At 62.7% G+C, this 14,528-nt stretch carries 15 protein-coding genes; 14 read left to right on the plus strand and 1 reads right to left on the minus strand.

Features of this window, described 5'->3' with window-relative positions:
* Nucleotides 1-98 precede the first annotated feature (98 nt).
* Genes AB0N72_RS19050 through AB0N72_RS19065 form a run of 4 tightly spaced genes read left to right on the plus strand, consistent with a single transcriptional unit; the run spans nucleotide 99 to nucleotide 2,644 of the window.
* Nucleotides 99-662 carry a hypothetical protein gene (locus tag AB0N72_RS19050; protein WP_363933989.1) on the plus strand — a complete coding sequence of 188 codons (564 nt, stop codon included), beginning with the start codon at nucleotides 99-101 and terminating at the stop codon, nucleotides 660-662.
* Nucleotides 659-1,636 carry a hypothetical protein gene (locus AB0N72_RS19055; RefSeq protein WP_363933991.1) on the plus strand — a complete coding sequence of 326 codons (978 nt, stop codon included), beginning with the start codon at nucleotides 659-661 and terminating at the stop codon, nucleotides 1,634-1,636. Before AB0N72_RS19050 ends, AB0N72_RS19055 begins: the two co-directional genes overlap by 4 nt.
* Complete coding sequence (locus AB0N72_RS19060; protein WP_363933993.1) at nucleotides 1,629-2,219, plus strand: hypothetical protein; 591 nt, start codon at nucleotides 1,629-1,631, stop codon at nucleotides 2,217-2,219. The genes AB0N72_RS19055 and AB0N72_RS19060 overlap by 8 nt, the downstream gene beginning before the upstream one ends.
* Nucleotides 2,220-2,221: 2 nt before the next feature.
* Nucleotides 2,222-2,644 carry a hypothetical protein gene (locus AB0N72_RS19065; RefSeq protein WP_363933995.1) on the plus strand — a complete coding sequence of 141 codons (423 nt, stop codon included), beginning with the start codon at nucleotides 2,222-2,224 and terminating at the stop codon, nucleotides 2,642-2,644.
* A gap of 154 nt (nucleotides 2,645-2,798) precedes the next feature.
* Here AB0N72_RS19065 and AB0N72_RS19070 read toward each other — a convergent pair whose 3' ends face one another.
* Nucleotides 2,799-3,155, minus strand: coding sequence for a helix-turn-helix domain-containing protein (locus AB0N72_RS19070; RefSeq protein ID WP_363933997.1), 357 nt, complete (start codon nucleotides 3,153-3,155; stop codon nucleotides 2,799-2,801).
* A 439-nt stretch (nucleotides 3,156-3,594) separates the two neighbouring features.
* Here AB0N72_RS19070 and AB0N72_RS19075 point away from each other — a divergent pair, with 439 nt between their 5' ends.
* The 10 genes from AB0N72_RS19075 to AB0N72_RS19120 are packed head-to-tail and all read left to right on the plus strand — an operon-like array spanning nucleotide 3,595 to nucleotide 14,520.
* Entirely contained in the window at nucleotides 3,595-4,659 is a 1,065-nt protein-coding gene (locus AB0N72_RS19075; protein WP_363934170.1) for a CHAP domain-containing protein, read from the plus strand.
* Between the two features lie 8 nt (nucleotides 4,660-4,667).
* On the plus strand, nucleotides 4,668-5,180 hold the full coding sequence (locus tag AB0N72_RS19080; RefSeq protein WP_363933999.1) for a hypothetical protein: 513 nt from the start codon (nucleotides 4,668-4,670) through the stop codon (nucleotides 5,178-5,180).
* 44 nt (nucleotides 5,181-5,224) lie between these two features.
* Nucleotides 5,225-6,679, plus strand: a complete 1,455-nt coding sequence (locus tag AB0N72_RS19085; RefSeq protein ID WP_363934001.1) for a chromosome partitioning protein ParA — start codon at nucleotides 5,225-5,227, stop codon at nucleotides 6,677-6,679.
* A gap of 33 nt (nucleotides 6,680-6,712) precedes the next feature.
* Entirely contained in the window at nucleotides 6,713-7,321 is a 609-nt protein-coding gene (locus AB0N72_RS19090; protein WP_363934003.1) for a DUF6668 family protein, read from the plus strand.
* 13 nt (nucleotides 7,322-7,334) lie between these two features.
* Nucleotides 7,335-7,604: a hypothetical protein gene (locus tag AB0N72_RS19095; protein ID WP_363934005.1), complete on the plus strand. Its 270-nt coding sequence runs from the start codon at nucleotides 7,335-7,337 to the stop codon at nucleotides 7,602-7,604.
* A gap of 28 nt (nucleotides 7,605-7,632) precedes the next feature.
* The gene (locus AB0N72_RS19100) at nucleotides 7,633-8,382 is read left to right on the plus strand and encodes a hypothetical protein (protein WP_363934007.1); all 750 of its coding nucleotides are present in this window, start codon (nucleotides 7,633-7,635) and stop codon (nucleotides 8,380-8,382) included.
* A 1-nt stretch (nucleotide 8,383) separates the two neighbouring features.
* Nucleotides 8,384-9,664 carry a hypothetical protein gene (locus AB0N72_RS19105; RefSeq protein WP_363934009.1) on the plus strand — a complete coding sequence of 427 codons (1,281 nt, stop codon included), beginning with the start codon at nucleotides 8,384-8,386 and terminating at the stop codon, nucleotides 9,662-9,664.
* The gene (locus AB0N72_RS19110; protein ID WP_363934011.1) at nucleotides 9,651-11,159 is read left to right on the plus strand and encodes an SCO6880 family protein; all 1,509 of its coding nucleotides are present in this window, start codon (nucleotides 9,651-9,653) and stop codon (nucleotides 11,157-11,159) included. The genes AB0N72_RS19105 and AB0N72_RS19110 overlap by 14 nt, the downstream gene beginning before the upstream one ends.
* On the plus strand, nucleotides 11,159-12,754 hold the full coding sequence (locus AB0N72_RS19115) for a DUF87 domain-containing protein (RefSeq protein ID WP_363934013.1): 1,596 nt from the start codon (nucleotides 11,159-11,161) through the stop codon (nucleotides 12,752-12,754). Before AB0N72_RS19110 ends, AB0N72_RS19115 begins: the two co-directional genes overlap by 1 nt.
* On the plus strand, nucleotides 12,751-14,520 hold the full coding sequence (locus AB0N72_RS19120; protein WP_363934015.1) for a TraM recognition domain-containing protein: 1,770 nt from the start codon (nucleotides 12,751-12,753) through the stop codon (nucleotides 14,518-14,520). Before AB0N72_RS19115 ends, AB0N72_RS19120 begins: the two co-directional genes overlap by 4 nt.
* Nucleotides 14,521-14,528: the final 8 nt, after the last annotated feature.

A 14,528-nucleotide genomic window follows, 5' to 3' on the forward strand; every position in this document is an offset into this window, starting at 1 on the left:
TGCGAGTTTCGTTTCGGCCTTGGACTGCGTAGTTAGGATGTGACATATGTTCTTTGCTCCTCCTACGTTCGCTTGATCATGATTGAAGATCCTTAAGCATGCTCAACCTTCATCCTATTGCATCATCGGCCCAGTTTGCAGAACGGCATTTAGGCCGTTTGGGGAGATTTGCCGTATCTGCCTTGGATAGGCGGCGGGCTGCCCGAAGAGTGTCCGCCTTCACCCGGGCGGTCGAACTGCCTTCGCCTCTAAGTCTGGACAAGCTCGTACGATTTGTTGAGCTGGTCACGGAGAGGCCCATTCAGCTCTCCCGGAGGGATGCCCTGCTCGATGTGGACATGTCAGGTTTTTGGCATGAGGGCGAAGAAGTGAACCGCTTGCTCCATGTGGGCGACCGGTCAGAATTCGCCGGCGAGATGAACATTCTGCACGAAATCGCACATGTTCTGCTCCAGCACGATCCGGAGCCCCTGTCGGGGGAGGAGCTGGCTGTCGTCTTCCCGGATTTGGATCCCCTAAAGGTCCTGCACGGGTGGCGGCACACCAAACTGCGCACCGGGATCGAAGCGGAGGCTGAGCTGCTGGCGGATCGGCTTTACGCACAGATCCGCTCCGGGAAGAGGGATGAAGAGATTTTAGGCTTCGGAGATGTAATCGGTTGACGCTCGCTGGTTTTGTTCTCATTATTGCCGCCATCGTGCTTCTGCTCTCGTCTGTGGCGATGTACGTTTCCCGGGGTCGCCGGATGCACGGTTCGTGGATCTACGGCAGCTTCTTTGGCTCGCTCACGGCGATCTTCCTTGTCGAGCCGATTTTTTATGCAGTGGATGCAGCCCTGGGAGGTATCAACTACCTCGCCTTGGCGCACCGGGCTTTCTTAACAGCAACCTTGCTGTCAATGCATATAGGCATTTGGAGAGCCATGGCCCCTTCACAACTAAGGCGTCCTGTTATTTTCGCCTGCGTCATAGCAGCCGCCAGTTACGGCGGCCAGGTGCTCCTGTTCATCCAGGCAGCTCCATCGCTTAGCAGTTCCGGTATGCGCCAGTACGAGAGCAATCCTCTAGTCGCCACCTATAGCCTTCTGATGCTCGCGCACCTTGCCACTGTGGCCTATTCAGCGATGCGTCTCAGTGTCCGCTACAGGCCACAGCTAAAGTCCTTGCGTCGGCGGCGGTCGCTGGCCTTCGTAGCTCTCGGGTCCGGTTTTGCCCTGGCTGTCGCGCTGATCCACTCCATAATGACCTTTACTGATCTGGTTGGTTCCCCACCAGAGATTCTCGGAACGCTCGAACGGATCTTCACGGCCAGCGCCGCCATTGTCTTTGCTTTAGCCATCGGGATCCCGACGTTTCCTCGATGGCTGGAGTCCGCCAGGAAAGACTTCATCGGCCGACGGGAGCTCTGGAATCTTTGCCCACTGTGGGCCAAGCTGCAGCCTGAAATTGATCAGTATGTCATCTGGCCGTACCGCGGTCGGCTGATGGAAATCATGTGCCGGGACCCCGCGATGCGAAGGCATCGAAGAAGAGTCGAAATACGCGACTGTTTTGAATCGGATGCAACCCTAGAAGGTAGACTCTCTGAAGCCGAACTGGCCACAATTCGAACGATGGAAGTTAACACACATGCTTGACCAGCAAACCACCCCGGGACGTTCGGCAGAAGCCGTTAGCCGGATTCTTCACCCTGCGGTCATGCTCCTGGTGGCAGCGGTTGCAACAGCCATTAGCGCTCCTGGATCCGTCCCGGCACTGATCGCTACCCTGGCGGCGCTGGCAGTTGTGATCCTCCTTGGCGTACTGGTCTTTCCGCGAATTGGTAAGTCCTTGGGCTGGGCTGAGGAACGCAGGAAGACACGGAGCTTCATGGCTTGTGCGGGCGTTCTCGGCCTTGGCTTGATCATCACGGCATTGCTAGGCGCCCCTGCGCTGCTCATCGCCAACGGCATCGCATTCTTCGTCGGAGCCACACTTATTGCACTGGGCCGGTCGCGGTGGAACATCTCGGTACATACTGCAATCTTCACCGGCATCGTGCTGGGCCTCGGAACCTCACTGTCTCCGCTTTGGTTCGTCGCCTTGATTGTGCTCCCCGTCCTCATCTGGTCACGGGCAGCCTTAAAGCGCCAGAGCGTTGTGCAGTCGCTCTGGGGAAGTGCCATAGGCGTGGTGGCATGGCTCGCATACCTGCTTAGCTTGTCGCTGCTCGGAGCGTAGCGATGTCGCCCAATCTCAACGAGGCGCGGGACGCCTGGCGCCAGACATTATCGGAGCGGTTGAATCTCCTGCTCGACGTGATGGTAGCCAGCGGGGGAGAGCCCTACGAGTTTGAAGACATCCGCCGGGGACTGGAAGAGCAAGGCGTGACTCTTTCTCGGTCGCGGTGGCTCTATATGCGCGATGGCAACGGGGCCACGGTGACGGATGAACGGCTACTCACGGCCTTGGCCAATTTCTTCGGCGTGAACCCGGCGTACCTCAAAGACTTCGAAACCGAGGTTCCGGAACGTATCGAAAAGCAGCTCCAGTCCTTGAAGACTCTTCGCGAGAAGAGAGTGAAGAAGTTTGCTGCTCGCAGCCTGAAGGGCGTCTCACCTGAGAAGTTCCAAGCGATAGCCCGGATACTGGACGAGGACGGCTAGAACACTCACGACACACCGTGGTTAAGCATGCTTTTTATATCTTGAGCATGCTCAATGTAGGCTATTGGGGTGCCTACGATCCAGCAATTTGACTCAACCCCACCAGGAGCCCTGGGGTGGGGCACTCACGCGCGGCTGAATGCCTTTTCTGCGGTCAGGATCTGCTTTCTTGGCGCGGATCCCCGGGCCGATCCTCATCAAGTCCAAGAGCGCGGCCCAGGATGGAGTAGCGCCGGGCCACCTCGTCGGCGTCAACGGAGTACCTTACGCGCTGGCCATTCCGCTCTTCCGATGCCGGCGGGTCCGCTATCAGAACGCCCTCGGCCTCCAGTTGCACCAGATTGTTCTGAGCCGTAGGGACCCCAATTTCCAGCCCCTTGGCCACTTCGCCTCTGGTAGCCGGCCCCGATTTAGCAAGGTAGCCGACAATCGCCACTTTTGTTGAGTTGCTGAACACGCCGATTGCCCGCTCCGTATTGGATGGGATTTTAGGGCGGGCGTAGCGGGGCATGATTCTTATTTTGCCGCATCCCCACTCGAGAGACCGCATCAAGATAGCGACTAGTTAAACTATTCGCTAGTCTGAAACTACTACGACACATCCATCTCCAGTCCTCACTGCTAAGGAGGCGTATGCGGCCCATAGTTCACCTGCCGAAGTCGAGGCGCCAGCTGGGCTGTGTAGCTGGAGGGGCCCGAGGGAATGCGGTAGGCCAGGTCGCCCTTCTGGCCGCGCAGGAACCACGCGCCCCGGTGACGCAATGGTGGGAGTTCGTCGAGGGCCGTACTGCGTGTGTCAAGTATGAGGCAGAATTTGCCCGACGCACGGGCTTGGGGGGAGTCCTACAAAATGTTCTGGCTCCCGACATAGTCCGAACCGTTGAAGCCGCCGACTCGCTGTTGATTCAAGGCTCTTGGGCCCGCCGAAACCGCTCCCGAGGCCGTTCATGATGCGGCGGACGTCGCTGAGTCTTGTGGCTCTCGTTGTGATCCCTAGCCTGTTCTTCGGCTTGATCTTCTCAATCGTGCTGCTGCTGGCACCTGCGAAACCTGCCGCTGCCGACTGCGGGCCGGTATCCGTTGCCGTTGGCGGCAGCACGAAGGTTGATGGTTACACCGCCGAGCAGCTAAAGAATGCTGCCGCTGTCATGGGGGCAGGCAAGGCGCTGAACCTCTCCGTGAAGGGCCAGACCATCAGCATCATGGTGGCCCTGGGGGAGTCGGGTCTGCGTGTGCTGGACTATGGCGATGGTCCCGGCCCTGATTCCCGTGGGTTGTTTCAGCAGCGCGACAACGGCGCGTGGGGTTCTTACAGGGACCGCATGGACCCGATCATCAGTGCCACGAACTTCATCAAAGCTCTGCAGGCGGTCCCGGGCTGGGAGCTGCTGGAGCCCACCATTGCCGGGAACAAGGTCCAGCGCAACGCGGACCCGTACCACTACCAGAAGTACTGGCCTGAGGCCGTGAAGATCGTCCAGACGCTTTCGGACGGGAAGTTCTCCGTTGAAGGCGGCGGGTGCGGGATCCCGGGGAAATCCGGTGCTGGGGATGACTACCCGTGGAAGGACTCTCCGACCTGGTTGCAGGTCGGGGCAGGATCAGCTGCGGCTTCACCGTTGGGTATGTTCTACCGCGAATGCGTGGACTTCGCTTTATGGCGGGTCAACCAGCAAATGCGGTCCACCAGTGCGCCGTTCAAGTTCCTCAATGGCAACTTCCGTCCTGATGGGCAGGGTCTCGGCTCGGCGGTGAAGTGGAAGGCCGGCTGGGACGCCAAGGGCTGGCCCTCCGGTAAAACACCCCGGGTAGGCGCTGTCGTCTGGTACTCGCCCGGAGTGGGCGGATCGGACCCGACGTTCGGCCACGTGGCCGTGGTCAAGGAAGTCAAGGACAACGGGACCTACGTCGAAGAGGGCTACAACGGCAACCCACCCCCTGATGACCACAACTACTACACCCGGACCGTGAGCAGCAGTGTCCCGTCCGCGTTCCTGTACCTGCCCAACCAATAGGAGAAGAAGTGAAAAAGCCCCTGGCCCTCATCGCGGTAGCAGCGCTGCTGTGCGCTGGATGCGCCCCGGCGTCGAACACCACGCCAGCGCCCATGCAGACAACACCCACGCCTTCAGCTCCGGTGTCCCTGAGCGTTGACAGCGGTCCGCAGGCGCCGGGCGGAACCGTCCCTGCCACGATTGGTATCGCCTGGGATCAGGCCAGCAAGGATCAGGCCGTGGACGTCGCGCAGAAGGCTATGGCCGACTTCGCCCGTCCCAATGTCGAGGAACAGCAGTGGGCCAACGATCTTGCCCGTTGGCTCACCCCGCAGGCCACCGCCGACTACTCGGCAGTGGACCCGGCCAACATTCCGGCCAGCCGCGTCACCGGGCCGGCCACGCTGACCGTCGATGAATCCAACGGTTACGGGGTCACAGCCACAGTCCCCACGAACGCAGGGACGTACACGCTGCAGCTGCTCCGCACGGGCAAGGAGGCGCCGTGGAAGGTCAACCGGCTCACACCACCAACGTCCTAAACGCCACGCCTCTCCACCTCGCACACGTAAAGGAAAAAGAGTCCATGAGTACTACATCAACTGAGGTCCTGGCTTTTCCAAGCATCAAGGCCATCGTCCGCGACAACGGCACCGCTGAAGTCGTCGTCGCTGGCAACTCCCGCGTCGTCCCCAACGGGGACACCCTGCAGGACCTCCGCAACAACGCCCTCGCCCTCGTCGTGGGCGAAGCGCAAACCCTGAAACGTCCAGTGAGGGTCCAGATCGAGGATCCCGAAGGGCATGGAGAACTGATCGTGCACCCGGACAACAAAATCGAATCCGTCTCCTACGAACCACGCCCGGCCCGACGCCGGGCACAGGCCCCCGCGACCACGCCCGAGACCGTAGCACCGGCCGTCATTGAAAGCGTCCCTGTAGCGGCTCCTGAACCAATCCCTGCTCCCTCACAGCCCGCAACCGTCAAAGAAGCGGAGGCGACAGTGGACCGCCAGCCATGGCCGCCCGCTCCCGTCGAAGCCGAAGAACCTCAGGCAGCTGTAGCCGGCCCGGATGCACCGCTGACTCGGCGCAGCTTGAAGGAAACCTCATTCCTGGTCAGCGCCCCGGTGCTGGAACCTGCCACACAGGGCTGGCGTGGAACGCTCACGCGGCTCGGGTTCCGCATGGACCCCTCAACTGAAGAACTCGCAGAGCGCGAGGATATCCGCACCGTGAGCCAGCACTGGCCCGGTCCCCGGACCATCGCCGTGGTCAACCGGAAGGGTGGGGCCAACAAGACCCCCACCGTGGTCATGCTCTCGGCCATCCTTGCTCGCTACAGCGGAGCGGCCACCGTCGCGTGGGACAACAACGAATCCCAAGGCACTCTGGGCTGGCGGACGGAGAAGGGCGCGCATAACCGCAGCGTCCTGGACCTGATCGATTCCTCCACCGAACTGCTCTCCCCGTCCACGAACGCGGCCGAGATCGCCAAGTTCGTCCACCACCAAACGGCTGACAAGTTCGATGTGCTGCGCTCGGATGAGAACGAAGAAGGCGACCATGAGGTCACCGCTGAAGAAGTCGATATCGCTCACCAGGTGCTGACCCGTTACTACCGGCTGGTGGTTATGGACTCCGGTAACACTGCACGGGCCGCGAATTGGCGTCGGATGATCGACCACACCAACCAGCTCGTCGTTCCAGTGACCGCCATCGAAGACCGTGCAGAGGCCGCCCGGTTGACGCTGCAGACCCTCGAGTCCCGTGGCGGCCACGACGCCGAACTGGCACGCAATGCCGTCGTGATCGTCTCCGAATCGACCGACGCCAAGCGCAGCATGACCGGGGATGCGCTGAAACGCGCGAAAGCCGAGGCCCAGCGCATCGCGGATGGGTTCGAACCGTTCGTCCGCGCCGTCGTCCGGATCCCTTACGATCCGGCCTTGGTCAACGGCCCCATCCGTTACGAAGCTCTCCAGCCCGCCACCCAGCGGGCGTGGCTGGCCGCTGCGGCCGCCGTCGCCAAAGGCTTCTAGACACCAACAAACGACCGAAGAAAGGAGGAAGTCATGCACCTCTCCCTGAACCCCTGGATCACCAGCCCGGCTGAGAGCATCGAAGAAGAAACGCCCGAGCTGCACGTCCCGCCGGCTGCCGTGATCAGCACCCCGCTTAAAGGCATGGTCGAACCCGACACGGCAGATCGTCTCGCCTCGCGCACCATGTCCGGTACCGCAGCGTTGTGGGTTCTCGGCAGCCATGGCGGGGCCGGTGAAAGCCGCACCGCTGACCTGCTCGACGGGGCACGCCCCACCGGGCACTGCTGGCCCGTCCTGCAGGACCGCAGCAAGCCCCGCGTGCTGCTGGTCTGCCGTGCCGACATGCGCGGCCTCACCACAGCGCAAAGCGCCCTGACCCAATGGGCCTCAGGAGCCGCACCCACTGTTGACCTGCTCGGCCTCGCCGTCCTCGCGGACGCACCGGGAAAAACACCCAAAGCGCTCCGTGACTTTTTAGCCATCGTTGGTGGGGGAGCGCCCCGTCTCTGGACGCTTCCCTGGGTCGAGGCTTGGCGGCACGGCGACTCGACTACACCGCCCACGGCCCGCGGATACCAACGCTTCATCACCGACGTAACCGCCCTGGTTACGGAAACCAACCCAATCAGCAACCACTGAAAGGTCTCTCATCATGTACACGATCACCGCAATCACCACCAGCGTCATCCCCGAGCCGACCCCCGTCGTTCCCTCCCAGGCAGGCGGTCTGCTCACCATCCTCAACTGGGCTTCGGGTATTGGCCTCGTCCTGGGTGTTCTCGGCGTCATCATCGTGGGCATCACCATGGTCATCCAGCTCCAACGCGGCGAGGGCGCCCAGTCGATCGCCAAACTCGGCTGGGTCCTGCTCGGCTGCATCATCATCACCGGCGCTGCAGGCATCGTCCGCGCCTTCGTCTAAACCAGAACCAACAACGGGAGGTTCACCCTTGAGCCAGTCAACAGAGAGCACCACCGAGGCCAATCCGTTCACCAAACCCGGCTTCCTCATTGCTGCAGCGCTGGTCGTCGCGCTGATCGCAGCAGCAGTCCTGATCTTCCTGATCCCCAAAGGGCAAGGAAACGCCCAACCAGCACCAACAGAGCCAACCAGCCCGGCCGCAACCAGCCCCAGCGCGCCAACTGAGGCAGGCAAGAGCGTCTGCGGGCTCCCTGCTGGGACTGAGAAGTCCTTAGGGACCGCCCCTCCTTCCAAGTGGGAGCTGGTAGGACGAATGGCGACGCCCACCGATCCGAAAACCTTCGGGCCAGGCGTAACCGATGAGAGTGGTTTCCGGTCCTGCTTCGCGCAATCCCCCACGGGGGCTCTCTATGCTGCGATGAATGTGGCCGCCCTCGGGTCGACAGGGTCTCCAGAGCTAGTTTCGAAGCTTGCCGACAAGCTGCTCATGCCCGGCACCGGACGAGACACCGCCATGCGTGAAGCCGCCGCGAAGCCAACCTCTCCCAGCGCAACTTCCATCCAGGTGCGTGGCTTTTTGATCAAGTCCTACACACCTTCCGAGTCAACCGTTGACCTCGCATTTGAAACCAGCTCCGGGGCTTTGGCTCACCTGACTCTGTCCATGCGGTGGATGGAAGGAGATTGGAAAGTAATGCCGGCCGACGACGGTAAGACTTACAACGGCCCCTCACAGATCCGTGATCTGAGCGGCTTTATCCTCTGGTCTGGGGTCTGACATGGCTGAATGCAGTTTTGGAGACATTGGATGCGGCATCGGTAATGCCGTCTCGGATCTAGCTGATGACGCCATCAACAATCTGGCCAAGGCCATCATGGAGGGCATGAGCCAGATGGTGACCACTCTGTCTACCTTCTGGGTTTCAATGCCCACAGTGAACCTGGCCAGCGCGGACGGGACGACGCCCAGCCCGGTCGTATCCATCGTCAACAGTGAACTAGCTCCCTGGACTCTGGCTCTTGCCGTCCTGGCGGTCATACTCGGTGGTATTCGGCTGGTCTGGGACCAGCGCGGCGCGCCACTGAGAGACCTGCTGAGATCCCTCATCACCCTGATGTTGGTCTCCGGGCTGGGCCTGGGGGTGATTTCAATTTTGGTGGTCGCCGCCGATGCCTTGTCCGCAGAGATTATCAAGCGGTCCACAAACGGCAGGGGCTTTGCCGAATCGATGAAACTCCTGGTTCTGACGAACCAGACCGGCGTCGGAGTTTTCATCCTGATCGTCCTGGGCCTGATTGGCTTGATCGCTTCCCTGGTTCAGATAGTCCTGATGGTGGTACGCAGTGGCATGTTGGTGATTCTGGCGGGCATTCTGCCCACCACGGCCGCGTTCACGAACACCGAAATGGGTCGGCAGTGGTTCCAGAAAGCAGTGGGGTGGACCATCGCGTTCATCCTTTACAAACCAGCCGCAGCGATCGTCTACTCGGTCGCATTCCTGCTCATGAGCGGACGGGGAAAGGATGCTTTGATCGGTTCGATCACGGGTTTCACGTTGATGCTCGTAGCACTGTTCGCCCTGCCTGCGTTGATGCGCTTCGTAACTCCGATGGTTGCCGCTGTTGCCTCCGGTGGCGGTGCGGGGGCGGGAGCAGTTGTGGGGGCCATCGCCACCGGTGCTGTCTCCTACGGTCGTGGCGGCGGCGGCAGGGGCAACGCCTCCCCAACGCCTTCGTCATCAACGAACACGTCGAGCACTCAAAGCACCCAAGCGGGCAGTCCGCCAAAGGGCAGTGATGGAACGTCCGGCCCGCGAGGCGGGAGCGGGCAGCCCATCCCCGGCGCTACGGGAACCGGCGGAGCTGCTGGCACGGCTGCAGCAACCAAGGCAGGGACTGCAGGAGGGGCAGCAGCTAGCGGGGGAGCGGCGGCAGCTGGTCCAGCTGGTCGAGCTGGTGCGGCTGTGGCTACAGGAGCAAGGGTGGCGTCCGCGACGTCGCAGGCAATCGAAAAGACAGCGCAGGACTCAACGGGGGAGGGCCCCAGTGGCAGCAATTAACACCGAATACAAAGAACCGTCCTACGGCAACTGGCGGGTGCCGCGCTCTGCAGGGCTGGCTAACCTCGGCGCGATCGGCACCGCTATCGTGTTCGCCGGTTTGTTGGGGGGCATTGTGAGCTTCGCTATTTGGGGCCTGTTCGTTGGCCTGGGCGTTCTTGCCTTTGCTGCTGTCAGCGCTCTGTTGCTGACGGTCAAGGACAAGCATGGCCAGTCCGTTGTTGACTGGTTTGGCACCCGCATGGCGTTCAAAATCTCCAAGTCCTCCGGGACCAACCTGTACCGGTCCGGGCCGCTCGGAGTGACCGAGTGGGGCATGTACCAGCTCCCGGGGTTGGCAGCGAAGTCGACGCTCTACGAGTTCACCGATTCCTACAAGCGCCCGTTCGCGATGCTGCACGTACCCACGACAAGCCACTTCACCGTGATCTTCTCCACCGAACCTGACGGGGCCTCTCTGGTTGACCCTGAGCAGGTCGATGCGTGGGTCGCAAACTGGGGCGGCTGGCTCGCCGGGCTGGCCGATGAGGCCGGGCTGGATGCCGCCGCCGTGACAGTCGAGACCGCCCCGGATTCGGGATACCGGCTCCGGAACGAAGTATTGATGAATATCGACCCGGACGCACCTGAGTTCGCCCGGGAAATGCTGAACGAAGTCGTGGCTACCTATCCCGAAGGATCAGCCACGGTCCGGGCCTGGGTGTCTTTGACGTTCAACTCCGCCATCCGGTCCGGCGCGAAGAAGCGGACCCCGGAAGATGTTGCCCGCGACCTGGCGTCCCGGATCCCTGGCTTGTCGGCACGGTTGCAGTCCACGGGAGCTGGTATTGCCCGGCCGATGACGGCGCAGGAGCTGTGCGAGGTCGTGAGGATCGCCTACGATCCGCCCGCCGCGCTGATCATTGATGAAGCCCACGCAGCTGGTTCGCCGGTGGCCCTCACCTGGGCCGAGGTTGGCCCCACGGCGCACCAATCCAACTGGGAGAATTACCGGCACGATTCGGCGTTCTCGGTCTCCTGGACCATGACCGGCGCCCCGCGTGGTTCGGTGAACTCCTCGGCCCTGTCCCGGCTGCTGGCCCCGCACGGAGACGTGGATCGCAAGCGCGTCTCTCTGCTCTACCGGCCGATGGACTCAGCCCGTGCCGCTGCCGTGGTTGAGCGGGACCAGAACAACGCCAACGTCCGCATCACCTCCGGCTCCCGCCCCTCCGCCCGCGCTCTGGTCGATGCCCGCTCGGCGGCACAAACGGCGCAGGAAGAAGCACAAGGGGCAGGGCTGGTGAACTTCGGCATGGTCATCACCGCCACCGTGACCGACCGGGAGCGCTTGGAGGACGCCGTCGCCGCTGTGGAACAGAGTTCCGGTAGCGCCAGGCTCTTGCTGCGCAAAGCGTACGGCTCGCAGGACACGGTGTTCGCGGCGTCCCTGCCCTTGGGCCTGGTGCTGCCCAAGCACAGCATGCTCCCGTCCGAGATTAAGGATGCACTGTAATGGCCCGCACGAAGCTCTTCGCCCGTCCCTCAAAGCACAGCACCGCTGCGGTCAAGGGTGCACCGAAGAAAGCTGAGAAACAGCCGCGCGGGGCCGGTCCTGGTGCCCGTGGCTGGCCCGGTCGCGGCGGCGGTATGGCTCAGCTCGTCCCCTCCGTGAAGGAGTACCGGGGAACGACGGTTCAAGTCTGCGGTCTGTGGCCGTTCTCCTCCGGTGCGTCCTCGCCCATGATTGGTGTCCCGCTCGGACGGCACGAGGAAACCCAGGCCACCGTCTGCTGTGACCCGATCAGCTGGTTCCAGCGTGCCCGCCTGATTTCCAACCCCTCGGCGTTCATCCTCGGCAAGCCCGGGCTGGGGAAGTCCACCGTCGTGCGGCGCATGTTCATCGGACTCTCCGCCCAAGGGGTTCACCCGCTGATCCTCGGTGACCTCAAAGGCGAGCACGTCAAAGCCGTCCGGGCACTGGGCGGGCAGGTCATCCGGCTCGGCCGTGGTGTCGGGTACCTGAACATCCTCGACCCAGGCCAGGCTGTGGAAGCCGCACAACTTTTGGAAGAGAACGGCCACCCCGAGGACGCCGCCCGCGTCCGCGCTGACGCGCACGGCCGCCGCCTGACCATGGTGGTCTCGCTGATCACCATCAGCCGCAACCAGCCACCCACAGATCAGGAACAAACCATCCTGGACCGCGCCCTGCGGGTCCTCGATCACCGGTTTGATGGTGTCCCGGTGTTGAAGGACCTTCTGGACGTGATCGTCTCCGCCCCCGACGAGCTACGACAGGTCGCACTGGACCGGGGTGACATGAACATCTACCTTCGGGAAACCAGAGCGCTGGAAGCCACCCTGCTCGGCTTGACCGGTGGAGGGAAGCTCGGAGAAATCTTCTCCCAACAGACCAGCCAGCCCATGGTCCGCGACCGCGCCGTGGTCTTCGACGTTTCCGGCATTGACGAAACCGAAACGGACCTGCAGGCCGCCATACTTCTGGCGTGCTGGTCCTACGGCTTCGGTACCATCAACGTCGCCAACGCCCTCGCGGACGCCGGCCTGGAACCGCGTAGGAACTACTTCGTGGTCCTGGACGAGCTCTGGCGGGCGCTGCGCGCCGGTAAAGGAATGGTCGACCGCGTGGACGCACTGACCCGGTTGAACCGGTCCGTGGGCGTCGGCCAAATCATGATCTCCCACACCATGTCCGACCTGCTGGCACTGCCGGCAGAAGAAGACCGGATGAAAGCCCGCGGCTTCGTCGAACGCTCCGGAATGGTCATCTGCGGCGGCCTCCCGGCCTCCGAGATGCCGCAACTGACCTCCGCCATTCCACTGTCCCGACAGGAGCAGCAGAAACTCATCGGCTGGCAGGACCCGCCCGCGTGGGACTCACGCGGGGTCGACGTCGAACCTCCAGGCCGGGGCAAATTCCTCATAAAGGTCGGCGGCCGTCCCGGGATCCCCGTCCAGGTCGGCCTCACGTCCTTGGAAAAGGGCCCGGAAGGCGTCAACGACACCGACGGCAAATGGCATGCCGCCCCGGAAACCCTGCTGGACACGGCAGCCCCCGCTCTGCTCGGCGAAGGAGGCGCACAATGAGCGCACCAAACCGCAAAGGAATCGGCCTGGGCGATGCCCTGCTGGTCTGGCTGGCCATCGGCTTCATCGTCGTCTTCGGCGGCGGAACCTACGCCGCCCTGCACCTCGGCTCCTGGATGGCAGGCATCGACGCACCACCAGCCCACCCCATTGACCTGATCGCCGGCCTGATCAAGGGCCGCGTCCCATGGCCCACCGAGGCCACAGTCGCTGCCTGCCTCATGGCGGGCGCCGTGCTGGCTCTGGCCATCGTTGTCCTCGTGGCGTGGCGGAAGGGTGCGTCCAAGCGCGCCCGGGTCGATAAGGCCGCCCGCTACCTCGGACGCGGCAAAGCATTGCACGCGTTCTCGGAGAAGGGAACCAAAGCCACAGCCGAGCGCCTCGGCGTCACGGACACCCCGGGCATCGTGGTGGGCAAGGTTGTCTCCACAGGGCAGAAGTTCATCCAGTCCTGGGAAGACCTGAGCCTCGACATCTGGGGTCCCCGTACCGGTAAGTCGACCTCACGGGTCATACCCGCCATCCTGGACGCACCCGGCGCCGTGGTTTCAACCTCGAACAAGCGCGACGTCGTGGACGGCACCCGGGGCGTCCGGGAGAACACTGCCCCTGTGTGGGTGTTCGATCCACAAAAGATCGCCCAAGAAGAACCGGACTGGTGGTGGAACCCCCTCTCCTACGTCACAGACGAAGAGAAGGCCTACAAACTCACCCAGCACTTCTCCGTCGGATCCCGTGTCCCCGGGTCCAAGCCCGACGCCTACTTCGACCCCAAGGCCGAAGACATCCTCTCCTCATACTTTCTCGCGGCCGCCCTCGGAGACTTACCCATCACGCAGGTTTACCTCTGGGTCACCGAGCAGGTAAACCGCGAACCCATCAACATTCTCCGCGAACATGATTACGAGCTGCAGTACAAGGGCCTTGAATCCACGCTGGAGCTGGCTGATAAGCAGCGCGACGGTATCTTCGGCACGGCCGAAAAGATGATCCAATGCCTCAAGAGCCGTAATACGCTGCGCTGGGTCGCCCCAACGGGTGGCTCGACGGTGGCCACGGACCCCCGCCGCCAGTTCAACCCCCATGCCTTCGCCGCCGCGCACGAGACGATCTACATCCTTTCCAAAGAAGGCGCCGGATCCGCTGCCCCGCTCACCACAGCCCTGACGGTAGCCATCGCCGAGGCGATGGAGGAACGCGCCGAGCGCTGCGGAGGTCGCCTTCCCCAGCCCGCCCTGTTACCGCTCGACGAGTTGGCCAACGTGGTGCGATGGGCAGCGCTGCCGGACCTCTACAGCCACTACGGCTCCAAAGGCATCATCGTCATGGGCATCCTGCAGTCCTGGTCCCAAGGCGTGGAGCTCTGGGGCGAGGCAGGCATGCGGAAGATTTGGTCGGCCGCGAACGTGAAGGTCTACGGCGGCGGCGTAGCCGAAGAGGGCTTCCTCCGGGCAGTCTCGGACCTGATCGGAGACTACAGCTACATCAACGTTTCCACCTCCTCCGGTAAATCGGGGTCCAGCCGCTCTCGTCAGGAGAGCAAGGAACGCATCTTCGACGTCTCCAACCTGGCTGAACTGGACCGTGGCCGCGCCGTCGTTCTCGCCTCCGGCGCACCCGCCACACTCGTCCGCACCATGCCCTGGTACACCGGACCGCACAAGGAAGCCGTCCAGGCATCCATCAAGAAGTACAGCCCCCGCGCCGAAGGACCCGCTGTCCCGGTGTCGGTTGCACCGATGGCCAATCCTTGGGTCGCGAAGTAGGAAGGGTG

This window comes from Paenarthrobacter sp. NPDC089307, assembly GCF_040685055.1.
Lineage (GTDB): Bacteria > Actinomycetota > Actinomycetes > Actinomycetales > Micrococcaceae > Arthrobacter.